Below are 11,962 nucleotides of genomic sequence, written 5' to 3' on the forward strand. Positions count from 1 at the left end.
GCCGCCCGCCCGCCGCGAACCAACGGCGCGCGCGGCACCCCCAGGGCCGCCCGGGCCCCCCGCCCGGGGGGGCACTTTGGGGCCCACCCCCGCGTCGCGGGGGATCGGGCGGGCGCGGGCCGCGCCCTCGTCCGCGGCACCCGGCCGCCCCTACCGGATGCGCGTTCATCTGTAGGAGCGGCCTTGTGCCGCGAATGGGCCGCAGTGCGGCCCCAGGGGTCTATCAGGCGCCGACGAGTGCCGGTTGGCCTTCATTCTCTGGATGCAACGGCAACAACGGCGAGTGCGGGTCGTTGTCGATCGACGCACGCCACACATCGATCCACGCCGCGTTGTGCCCGGCCCAGACCTGCTCATGCAGGCGCGACAAGGCAACCGGGTCGCTGAGCAAGGCCAGGCGGGTGCTGAGGTCGAGCCCTTGCGGCCCCACTTCCAGCGCCTTGGCCACACGCTCGGCACGCAGCGCTTCGATTGGCGCTGCGTGGCCATGGCGAGCCGTCGCCATGGCGCAGGCCAGGGCGTTCTGCCGTGGGTCGACCACTGCCCGCACGAAGCCGTCATGCAGGGCATGCCAGCGGTTTTCGTGGGTGTACTGGTCGGTTGCCAGCAGCTCTTGCGGCGTGGCGTATTCCTCAGGGATCAGGAACAGCTTCTCGTCCTTGGCCGCCAGGCCCAGGCGGGTACGGCTGGAAATCACCGACACCGGTATCGACAGCACCAGCGAACCCACGATCGGTGCCAGCCACCACAGGAAGCTCGGGTTCAGCCAGGCCACCAGCGCTGCCCAGGCAAAGCCCAGCAGGGTTTGCGGGCCATGGCGGCGCACGGCCTCGCTCCACGGCGTGGAGTCGTCGTCACGCTGCGGCGAGTTCCAGGTCGCGGCCCAGCCGAGGAACGCGGCCAGCACGAAGCGGGTGTGGAAGATCATGCGCACCGGCGCCAGCAGCATGGAGAACAGCATCTCCATCAGCATCGACAAGGTGACCTTGATGCGCCCGCCAAACTCGACCGCGCCCTTGGCCCAGATCAGGATGATGCTGAGCAGCTTGGGCAGGAACAGCAGCACGATGGTGGTGGAGAACAGCGCGACGGCCTTCTCCGGGTGCCATTGCGGCCACAGCGGGTAAAGCTGGTACGGCTCGATGAAGTACTGCGGCTCCATCAAGGTGTTGGTCGCCAGCAGCGCCGTCGACAGCACCAGGAAGAAGAACCACAACGGCGCCGACAGGTACGACATCACGCCGGTGAGGAACACCGCACGGTGCACCGGGTGCATGCCCTTGACCAGGAACAGGCGGAAGTTCATCAGGTTGCCGTGGCACCAGCGGCGGTCGCGCTTGAGCTCGTCGAGCAGGTTCGGCGGCAGCTCTTCGTAACTGCCCGGCAGGTCATAGGCAATCCACACGCCCCAGCCGGCACGGCGCATCAGCGCGGCTTCGACGAAGTCGTGGGAGAGGATCGCACCGGCGAACGCACCCTTGCCCGGCAACGGCGCCAAGGCGCAGTGCTCAATGAACGGCTTCATGCGGATGATCGCGTTGTGGCCCCAGTAGTGCGACTCGCCCAGCTGCCAGAAGTGCAGGCCGGCGGTGAACAGCGGGCCATACACGCGGGTGGCGAACTGCTGCATGCGCGCATACAGGGTGTCCATGCCCGACGCCTTGGGCGCGGTCTGGATGATGCCGGCGTCCGGGTTGGCCTCCATCAGGCGCACCAGGCTGCTCAGGCACTCGCCGCTCATGACGCTGTCGGCGTCAAGCACGACCATGTACTTGTACTCGCCACCCCAGCGACGGCAGAAGTCGTCGAGGTTGCCGCTTTTGCGCTTCACCCGGCGCCGACGGCGGCGGTAGAAGATGCGGCCAAAGCCTTTGGTCTCTCGGCACACGTCCAGCCAGGCCTGTTGCTCGGCCACGGCGATGTCGGTGTCGTTGGTGTCGCTGAGCACGAAGAAGTCGAAACGGTCGAGGTTGCCGCTGGCGGCCACCGACTCGAACGTTGCCCGCAGGCCGGCGAACACGCGCGGCACATCTTCGTTGCAAATCGGCATGACCAGCGCGGTGCGGGCCTCGGGTGCGATCGGCTCATTGCCGGCACTGCTGCCGGAAATGCGGTATTTGTCGCGCCCGGTGAGCAGCTCGAGGAAGCCCATCAACGCGGTCCAGAAGCCCGCCGACACCCAGCAGAACAGGATGCCGAACAAAATCAGGATGGACGTCTGCAAGGCATACGGCCAGACCTGCACGACGGTATCCCACAGCGGCTGGTTGACCACCTCGTCGAGGTCGACGAACGACCACCCCTGGTACGGCAGGATGCCCTTCATGTACCAGCCGGCAACGATGGTCTGGCCGATCATCAGGGTCAGCAGGATATAACGGCGGATCGAGCCGACCGTGCGCCAGCGGGCCTTGGGCAGCTCGCGCTGCTCTGGCTGCGGCGCGTTGGTGCGCCCGGTCATGCGGCGCCACATGCGGATCAGCACGTTGGTGCGCCAAGGCTCGGGCACGACACGGGTGCGCTTGATCGGCGGTGCGATTTTCAGGCACAGCCGGCCGCTGCCGTCGACGCCGAGCATTTCGGCGTCTTCGAGTTCGGCGGCGCTGCCCACGGTCAACCGCGGGCCCACCGAGGCCTGCACGGCCTCGGCGGCGTTGGCGGCCGGGTTGGCCGCCAGGCGTTGGTGCAGCTCACTGAACGAGGTGCAGCTGGCGAGTTCCGCGCGCTGCTCATCGCTCAGTGGGAGGTGGGCCAGGTATTCGCCAAGCGATACCGGCCTTGCGCTTGAGTTACTCATCGGCAGGCAACTGATAGGTCCAGGTCTCGGTCAGCACTTTTTCGGTGGTGGCCGGGGTACCGTTGGTGGACGCCGCATCGGCGGCAGGTTGTTCGGCCTTGGCGTCTTTCTCGGCCTTGGCGTGCTTGGCAGCGGCCTTGTCCTGCTTGGCGTCCTTGGCAGCAGGCTTGGCAGGCTCGACAGGCACGTCGCGCACCAGCGCAGCGCGCATTTCCGTCGATTTGTTGGCTTCCTTGACCTTCAACCGCAGGGTCAGGCGCCAGCCTTTGCTCTCTGGGTTATAGCGCAGGTTGTTCTCGACCACCTCGGCGTTGTCGCCGACGCTGACCTGGCTACGTACCGCGGCGTCTTCCGGCAGGGCTGCCAGGTTGGCACCGGCGAAGTCGACGATGAACGCCACGCTGCCGTCAGGCTGACGGATCAGGTTGGACTGTTTGACGTCGCCCGTAGAACGCAGGGTCTGGGTGACCGAGGCCAGGTCCTGGGCCTGGAACTGGGCTTCCTGGATGGTCCAGTGCAGGCGGTAGTCGTACTCGAACGGCTTGCCTGGCTCCGGCAGGGTCTCTGGGCTCCAGAAGGCCACGATGTTGTCGTTGGTCTCGTCGGCAGTCGGGATTTCGACCAGGTCGACGGTGCCCTTGCCCCAGTCACCTTTTGGCTCGATCCAGGCGCTTGGGCGCTTCTGGTAGTTGTCATCGAGGTCTTCATAGTCCTTGAAGTCGCGATGACGCTGCATCAGGCCGAAACCACGCGGGTTCTCGACACTGAAGTTGCTCACGGCCAGGTGTTTCGGGTTGTTCAGCGGGCGCCACAGCCACTCGCCGTTGCCGGCATGGATCGACAGGCCTTCGGAGTCGTGCAAGGCCGGGCGGTAGTTCATGACCCGGGAAGGCTGGTTAGGGCCGAACAGGTACATGCTGGTGAGCGGCGCGATGCCCAGGCGGCTGACGTGGTCACGCAGGTAGACCCGCGACTTGACGTCGACCACGGTGTCGCTGCCCGGACGCAGGGTCAGCTTGTAGGCACCGGTGGAGCGCGGCGAGTCGAGCAGGGCGTAGATCACCAGGTGCTTGTCGGTAGCCTTCGGCTTCTCGACCCAGAACTCGGTGAACCGCGGGAACTCCTCGCCCGACGGCAGCGCGGTGTCGATGGCCAGGCCACGGGCCGACAGGCCGTACACATGGCCCTTGCCGACCACGCGGAAATAGCTGGCGCCAAGCAGGGTCATGATCTCGTCTTGCTTGTCGGCCTTGTTGATCGGGTAAAGCACGCGGAAACCGGCATAACCCAGGTTCTTGGTGGTTTCCGGGTCGTGCGGCACGTCACCGAACTCGAAGCGGCTCGGGTCGTACTTGATTTCTTCGACCTTGGTGGCGGTGACTTCGTTGATTTTCACCGGGGTGTCGAAGTGCATGCCCTGGTGGTAGAACGACAGCTTGAAGGGGGTCTTGTCCTTGGCCCACTCGGCCTTTTCCTGCAGGAAGTGAATCTTCTGGTAGTCGGCGAACTTCATGTCGCGGAACACCGCAGGCAGATTGCTCTTCGGTGCTTCGTACTTCTGGCCGGCCAGATCCTTTGCCTTGGCTGCAACATCGTCAAGATTGAATGCCCACAGCTGGCCCGCGTTCATCAGGCCGACCAGTGCCACACTGGCCATCAGGGCCTTACGTAGCCGAATGCCGGGGATTCTTGATGCTTTATGGGGACTAACAATCACGAGCAACCCTCGCCGAAAACAGATCATGAAACCAACGGCCAGCGACTAATGCCGGGTTGGCGAGCACTGTTCGGACCCCGTGAGGGCGTAATGATTCCCCAAACGGATCCAGACAATGCTCGAGTCAGAGTGAAACGAACCTGCGAACGCAGGTCCATGCAGCGCGCGATTATCCAGCAGGTCGCGTGACAACGCATCAGGCTGGACTAACTATTTATCGTACAAAACCCCTTGTTCTCCTACAAACAAGGGGTTTTTGACCTCATATTTGTAACATAAATGTTACGGGGCCATCATTGACCAGGTGCACCTGCATGTCCGCACCGAAGCGCCCACTGGCCACCTCGGCGTGCTGGCCCTTCGCTTGCGCTAAAAGATAGTCGAACAACTCGGCACCGAGGGCAGGCGGTGCCGCCGTCGAGAAGCCCGGCCGCATGCCGCTGCGCGTGTCCGCCGCCAAGGTGAACTGCGACACCAGCAACAAACCGCCCCCGACATCCTTGAGCGACAGGTTCATCTTGCCCTGCTCGTCGCTGAACACGCGATAGTTAAGCAGCTTGTGCAACAGCTTATCGGCATGTTCCCGGGTATCTTCAGGTTCGACGGCCACCAGCACCAGCAGGCCCTGGTCGACGGCGCCGACGATCTCGCCGGCCACCTCTACCCGCGCGCCACGCACGCGTTGCAACAGCCCCTTCATGCTTCTTCCAGGGGCAGATCAAGCAAACGCCGGGCCATCTGGTCGGCGGCGCGCACCAGGGCATCGGTGATGCCGGGTTCGGAGGCCGCATGGCCGGCATCGCGAATGACTTTCAGCTCACTGTTGGGCCAGGCCTGGTGCAGGGCCCAGGCGTTGTCCAGCGGGCAGATCACGTCGTAGCGGCCGTGCACGATCACCGCCGGCAGGTGGGCGATCTTGGGCATGTCGCGGATCAACTGATCCGGCTTGAGGAAGGCATTGTTCATGAAATAGTGGCATTCGATGCGGGCAATCGACAGCGCCCGCTGCGGCTCGGAGAAGCGGTCGACCACCAACGGGTTGGGGCGCAGCGTGGCCGTACGGCCTTCCCAGGTGGACCAGGCCTTGGCGGCGTGCATCTGGGCGATCTGGTCGTTGCCGGTCAGGCGCTTGTGGAAGGCCTTGACCAGGTCGCCGCGCTCTTCTGGAGGGATCGGCGCAATGTAGTCCTGCCAGTAGTCGGGGAACAGGCGGCTGGCGCCTTCCTGGTAGAACCATTGGATTTCCTGCGGGCGGCACAGGAAGATGCCGCGCAGGATCAGGCCGTGCACCCGCTCGGGGTGGGTCTGGGCGTAGGCCAGGGCCAGGGTCGAGCCCCACGAGCCGCCAAACAGCACCCACTTGTCGATGCCCAGGTGCTTGCGAATGCGTTCCAGGTCTTCGACCAGGTGCCAGGTGGTGTTGTTCTCCAGGCTCGCGTGGGGCGTGGAGCGGCCACAGCCGCGCTGGTCGAAGGTGATGATGCGGTACAGGTTGGGGTCGAAGTAGCAACGGCTCTGCGCGTCGCAACCGGCGCCCGGGCCACCGTGGATGAATACCACGGGCAAACCTTCCGGCGAGCCACTTTCGTCGACATACAGCACATGCGGCGCTTCCACGGCCAGATCGTGCCGGGCGTAGGGTTTGATCTGCGGGTAGAGGGTCTGCATTGCGCACTCCGTGTGAGGATTAAGTCTGCCGTTGGGCATCATAAACCTGAATTGCGCTTTGAGCATGTCCTGTTGCCATCCTTGGCCCTATCACGCTTGCGAGGCGGATGGCGGCGCCCGTCAGCCCGGGAAAAACACATAACTACCTCAGTGGCCCCGGCCTGCTGAACATACTTGCGAGCCCACCCAAGCTTGGAGGCTCTTGTATGAACCCGTCTTCCCCAACCCCCTCGCGCAACACGCCTTTGCACGCCGCACGGATAGGCCACGCCACCCCGCCATGGCTGAAGGCTGCCTCCAGCGAGGTGTACCAGTCGCTACGCGACGCGCAGGGCAAGGTACCGCCGTGGTTTGCAGCAGCGCTGCAGGATCAACCAGACATCGCACGCGCGCTGGCTCAGGAACATGCCCAGCACCGCAGCCACGCGGCGCAGGTCCAGGCGCTGTTCGCCTCGCTGCCAGACCTGCACACCTTCGCCAGCGAGCAACTCACACAAGCCATCAAGGCACGCTTCGACCTGGATGTTGAGGTGTCCAACACCTACCTGGTCGATGCCAGGCTGATCCAGACCGAACAGGCAATCGATGCCCGACACGCCGTCGACCGGGCAACCCGGTCGCTCCTGCAATGGGCATTGCACAACTTTGATGCTGACGCGTGCGCAGCGGATGGCATGGATGCGCCGCAGGCCTTGCTGAAAAAGTCGGTGGTGCTGGACCACCGGCGCTTCATGGGCACCGTGCCCTTGACCAATACCGTGGCGATTCCCCCCCACGCGTTCGCCGAGCTTTGCCGTACCTTGGATATCGGCGGGCGCTATCACCAGCAGGTCTATGACATTTACTACCCGGCCCCAACCGGCGACCAAGGGCCCCATGAGGCGGCCCTGCAGGTGTACGAAACACTCGCCCGTGCCGAGCAATCCGCGTTCAGGCAAAGCCTGCACAGCGCCTGGTTGCAGGGGCATATCAGCCAGGCCCTTTATGACGCGGCACTGGCCACCCCGCTGGACGCGCCGCTGCCGCACACCGGCAGCTCACTCACGTTCAGCCTGCTGACATTGTGGGAGGTCGAAATTGTCGGCATGGCAGTGCTGCAGTTGCAGCCCGACAGTGGCTCACAAAACGCCAGGGTCGCACTGTACAACCCCGACGACCCGCACACCCCGCTGAAGGAATACGCCTCTTTCGACGCACTGGAAGCCGCGCTGCGCGACGCGCTCCGACTGGACATCCATTACCTGGACAACTGCCTGGCGGCCCGGGACAAACCGTCGATCCAGCAAAAGCTCCAAGACCGGTTGACCCCCATGGGCTGGAGCACCCGCGGCCTGCATGAGCGGGTCACAGACCCGCAGGCAACGCTCGAGCCGACACCGCACAAGGCCAGGTACTCGTTTCTAGGCACCTTGGTGACACAAAAGGTGGCCCGTCATGAAAAGGACGCCCTCTTCCATGCCGTCCCCACCTGGGCTGTCGACCTACTGTCTGCCAAGCGTCATCGAGAGGCCATCGCCGGGAAAGTACTGACCACGCTGAACATCGCGGGCTTTTTCGTCCCCGGCCTTGGCGAAGCGATGCTCGCGGTGTGCATCGCGCAGCTGGGTTACGAGGTCTATGAGGGCATCGAAAGCTGGAGCAACGACGACAGGGAGCAAGCCCACCGCTACCTGATCGATGTGATGGAAAACACCGCTACCCTGGCTGCCTGGGCGGCGGCGGGCTATGTCGTGAAGGAAGGGATCGGTGCTGTGCTAGCAGGTAAGCCAGAGGCCCCCGTGCTTGAAATCCCCGAAGTGGATACCCCTTCTTACATCGAGGAACTCGAAGAAGTCGATTTGCCGGATGGCGACACCCGGTTGTGGAAACCCGACCTTGCGCCCTTCGCCCACGATACGCCCTTGCCAGCGGGCCTTGAGCCGGATGAAACCGGGCTGTACAGCCATGCCGGCAAGCGTTGGCTGATGCTGGAGGGCCAGCTGTATGCCGTGAAGCAAACCCCGCCGAGCAATGCCTACCGGATCGAACACCCGCGCAGGCCCCAGGCCTACACACCTGCCTTGCAGCACAACGGCGCCGGCGCCTGGCTGCATGAGCTGGACAGGCCCCTGGCGTGGCAAGGCATGGCGCTGTTCCGGCGGGCCGGGCACCTTTCTGCGGCGTTCGATGAAGCAACAGCGACACGAATCCTGCAGGCCTGCGGTATTGACGAAGCGGTGTTGCGCCGGTCGGTCGCTGACAGCCAGCGCCTGCCCGCGCTGCTAGAAGATACCTTGACCCGCTTCAACCTGGACCAGCAGATCGGGCAATTGCCTGGGGACGCTGAGCCTGGCCTGCCAGGTGCCGAGTTCGAGGCCCGCTATCGCCAGCTACCTGCCACCCAGGCCCCTGGCGCCAGTGTGATCCAGCACGTTTATCCACAGCTTCCCGACACCATCACCCAGGAGTTGTTGCGCAACGCCAACCCGCTTGAGCTGCAACAGTTGGTGGCCGGGCGAGTGCCCCTGCGCATTGGGCAAGAGATCCACCTTTATCAGGCGAACGTCCGGCTAACGCGTGCGTATGAAGGGGTGTATCTGCAGAGCCTGCGCAACTGGGACACCGATCAACTGGTGGTGCAGACGCTCGGGCAACTGCCCGGCTGGCCAGCCGATACCACCCTCGTGCTTGAACAGCGCCAGCACTCACCCATCCAACTCACGCGTATCGGGCCGCCGGACGGGCCAGGCCGCACCACAATCGTCAGCGCCAGAGCAGGCTATATCGTGCTGGGCAATGACCACCCGGATGCAGTGGTGGTCGCGCACAACGCCCTGTACGGCGCGCTGTTCGAGGTACTGACTGCCGCTCAACGCGAAGCGCTGGGTATCGTCGACGAGCAAGGCCTCAGGCACTTAGTTCAACAGGTGCCGCCGATGCCACGTTCGGCCCTGCGCAAGGTGCTCGGCATGCAACCCGTGCGCCCAGGTTTCCGCTCGCCACTGCGCCTGGCCGATGGCCGGCTGGGCTACCCCCTCGGCGGCATGCGCCCCCGCGCCGCGAGCATTTCACGGCACACCCTGCTCAGTTCGATCAGGCAGATAGGCCAACACGCCCCCAACCCCCGGCCTGCCGAGCAGATTCTCACCGCGCTGGAGCACAGGGCCCTCACCCGTGCCGACATCGAAGACAGGCTCAGTACCCTGCTGGAACAACGTGATGAGCTGCATAGCCGGCTGGACGACTGGCGACAGATAGCAGCGCTGGCGCCTCGCCAGGCCCCGGATGACTTCGAGCGGGTGTTGAATGCAATCGCTCAGCATTGGTACGAACGCGCATTCCTGACGCCCACCGACGTCGCGCCTCCCCTTCGCCTGGAACGCCTGTCACTGCACGATTTCCCGCTCAACCTGCCGGAATTCTTCACGGCCAACGTCACTGACCTGCAATTGATCGAAACAACCCCCGAAGACTTTGCTGGCTGGAGCCACCACGGCCCCCACCTCAATGGCCTGCTGCGACAGTTCGCAAACCTGCGGTCGCTGGAGATCAGCCGCGCCTACCGGCCTGAGGCCTTGCCTTCGCCGTTTCAGTTCAGCCTGCCGGTGATTGCCCAGCACCTGCCCGCGCTCGAATCGCTGAGCCTGACCCATCAGAACCTCTCGCTGTCCTCGACCGACATCGACAGCCTGGCGGGGCTCACTCACCTGCGCCGGCTGGACCTGAGCGGCAACCGCTTGTCCGAGCAGTACCCCCGCGTTTCAACGAACTGTCACTCGACTACCTGGGCCTGGACAACCTGGCGCTGGACCACTGGCCAGAGGGAGTTGGGTTCAACGCCGTGACCCAAATACGTCGCATTGGGCTGCGCAATAATCAGATCACGATGCTGCCACGCTTCCTGCTGGACAACCGAATCCACCTCGCCGATCACGCCGTGCTCTCACTGCAGGGCAATGCCCTGTTCGAGGACGACCTGCTGCGCGTGATGATGAGCGAAGATGGCCGCGCCTCCCGCTTCGAGGTGGACCGCAGCGAAGCCTTCAGCACCCGCCTGGCCCTGCAACTGCAACGTCGCCAGCAGTTACGCAATGTGATCGACGACTACGTGAACGCCTCCAGCTCCAGCACGCCGGTCAGCCAGGCCGTGATGGCCACCAGGACCCGTGTGGCAACGGCATTGAACGAATTCTGGCATTACCAGGAGATCGGGCTGACGCGGGCAGCCCTGCGCCTGAACGACATTGCGCTCGAGCATTTCCCCAGGCTCTTGCCGGCATTTTTCACCGAACAGGTGCATAACCTTGCACTTGAGCGGGTAAGTGGCTCTACCGCCCAGCTCGACGGGCTGTTCCGCCAGTTCCCGCAGGTGACGCGCCTGTCTGTCGATGCTTATCAGCAGGCAGAGCAGACACTGCCTTCGGCCCTGCTGCGCCTGCCCGGGCTGACCGACATTGCCTTGCGCAACGCTGGCCTGGTGATCGACCAGCAGGTGATCAATACGCTCGGTCGCCTGCCCACGCTTAATTCGCTGGACCTCACAGGCAACCGCATGGGGCTGATCACACAGGCGCCTGAAGCGCTGCAAACGCTGCGCCGCCTCGACCTGAACGCCATGGGCCTGGAACAGTGGCCAAGCTGGGTGGACAGCCTGCTGCCGCTGGAGCTTTTGGACCTCAGCGAGAACCGCCTCACCGAATTGCCTGCGCACATCCTGGCCAACCTCGACAACAACTTCCCCATCAGCTCGATCTTGCTGTTCAGCAACCCGCTCAGCGACGAAGCCGTCATGCGCGCTCGCGCGTCCTCGGATAGCCAGCACAGCTTTACCTTTGGCATCGACCTCTCGGACAGCATGAGTGAGTCCTCGACAGAAGGCGCGATGGCCGGCCACTTCCACTTACCCTTCCTGGACCCCGCTGCCGATGCGCCCAACCTGCAGGACTGGCTGCTCGCCTCGGACGTCGAAAACGAAGCCCTGAAAGATTGCTGGGACGCCCTCCAAGCATCGGGCAATGCCGGGAACCTTCTGGCGCTGGTAGGCCGCCTGCGCAATGCCGCCCCTTACCAGAATGGCAAAAGCCGTGTGGCGTTCTGCGCACGGGTGCGCAAGGTGTTGGTGAGTGCGGTGGTCAACCCGGACGACCTTGCGCTGTTCAACCATCAGGCCAATGAGGCACTGCTGCAGGAAAACGGCGACCAGACCTGCCACGACGGCGCCTTGCTGGTGTTCCAGAATATCGAGCTGTATATCGCCAACCAGCGTTTGCAGTTCGATGCGGCAGATACCGAAGGCAACCTCTACCGGGAACTGCGCCGTTTGTATCGCCTGCAGGCACTGGATGAGATCGCCAAAAGCGAGACTGCCCGCCGGGATGAAGCAGAGGTGCGCCTCACCTACCGACGCGAGCTGAACACCCCGCTTGACCTGGGCCAACCCGAAGACACCCTGCGTTACGCGATCAGTGCCAGCATCGATGAGTTGGCGCATGCCGAGCTGCAGGTCCAGCGCGGCGAGCTTGGCGAGGATTTCCTGAATTTTGCGGCCGCCAACGCTCGGTGGGTCCAACATTTGCGCCAGGCCTACGCCGGTCGCTTTGCTGAAATCGAGCACAGCTACCAGGCTCAGGTAGCGGACCTGCCGGATCAGTTTCCGGACAGGCCCCTCGATACCCTTACCGAGGCGTTCACGGCCCTGGAGCGAAGTAAGCAAGCGCGCGAGGCACGCCTGATTCGCGAACTCACCTCGTTCGCCAACCCAGACCGCAGGCCACGTTCCTCGACTGAGTAGCCCCCACCCG

General features: G+C 64.0%; 6 protein-coding genes. 2 read left to right on the forward strand and 4 right to left on the reverse strand.

Annotation, left to right across the window (positions count from 1 at the left end):
- Positions 1 to 223: 223 nt before the first annotated feature.
- From mdoH to pip, 4 genes are all read right to left on the reverse strand, one after another.
- Complete coding sequence (gene mdoH / locus OO306_RS22365) at positions 224 to 2,797, reverse strand: glucans biosynthesis glucosyltransferase MdoH (RefSeq protein ID WP_099430653.1); 2,574 nt, start codon at positions 2,795 to 2,797, stop codon at positions 224 to 226.
- Complete coding sequence (locus OO306_RS22370) at positions 2,790 to 4,514, reverse strand: glucan biosynthesis protein G (RefSeq protein ID WP_216642083.1); 1,725 nt, start codon at positions 4,512 to 4,514, stop codon at positions 2,790 to 2,792. The genes mdoH and OO306_RS22370 overlap by 8 nt, the downstream gene beginning before the upstream one ends.
- Before the next feature lie 262 nt (positions 4,515 to 4,776).
- Positions 4,777 to 5,214, reverse strand: coding sequence for a D-aminoacyl-tRNA deacylase (gene dtd / locus OO306_RS22375; RefSeq protein ID WP_186677192.1), 438 nt, complete (start codon positions 5,212 to 5,214; stop codon positions 4,777 to 4,779).
- Positions 5,211 to 6,182, reverse strand: a complete 972-nt coding sequence (gene pip / locus OO306_RS22380) for a prolyl aminopeptidase (RefSeq protein WP_027592401.1) — start codon at positions 6,180 to 6,182, stop codon at positions 5,211 to 5,213. The genes dtd and pip overlap by 4 nt, the downstream gene beginning before the upstream one ends.
- Before the next feature lie 206 nt (positions 6,183 to 6,388).
- On the opposite strand from pip, the gene OO306_RS22385 reads away from it, so the two are divergent.
- Both OO306_RS22385 and OO306_RS22390 read left to right on the forward strand, forming a co-directional pair.
- Positions 6,389 to 10,006: a leucine-rich repeat domain-containing protein gene (locus OO306_RS22385; RefSeq protein ID WP_265969950.1), complete on the forward strand. Its 3,618-nt coding sequence runs from the start codon at positions 6,389 to 6,391 to the stop codon at positions 10,004 to 10,006.
- Positions 10,003 to 11,952 (forward strand): NEL-type E3 ubiquitin ligase domain-containing protein, encoded by a 1,950-nt coding sequence (locus OO306_RS22390; RefSeq protein ID WP_265969951.1) that lies wholly within the window; start codon positions 10,003 to 10,005, stop codon positions 11,950 to 11,952. Before OO306_RS22385 ends, OO306_RS22390 begins: the two co-directional genes overlap by 4 nt.
- The last annotated feature ends 10 nt before the right edge of the window (positions 11,953 to 11,962 follow it).

Source organism: Pseudomonas sp. DCB_AW (assembly GCF_026240895.1).
Lineage (GTDB): Bacteria > Pseudomonadota > Gammaproteobacteria > Pseudomonadales > Pseudomonadaceae > Aquipseudomonas > Aquipseudomonas kermanshahensis.

Bases quoted from the DNA above. Each gene is read 5' to 3' on its own strand.
- mdoH (WP_099430653.1), bottom strand. From the start codon at position 2,797: ATGAGTAACTCAAGCGCAAGGCCGGTATCGCTTGGCGAATACCTGGCC.
- dtd (WP_186677192.1), bottom strand. From the start codon at position 5,214: ATGAAGGGGCTGTTGCAACGCGTGCGTGGCGCGCGGGTAGAGGTGGCC.
- pip (WP_027592401.1), bottom strand. From the start codon at position 6,182: ATGCAGACCCTCTACCCGCAGATCAAACCCTACGCCCGGCACGATCTG.
- OO306_RS22385 (WP_265969950.1), top strand. From the start codon at position 6,389: ATGAACCCGTCTTCCCCAACCCCCTCGCGCAACACGCCTTTGCACGCC.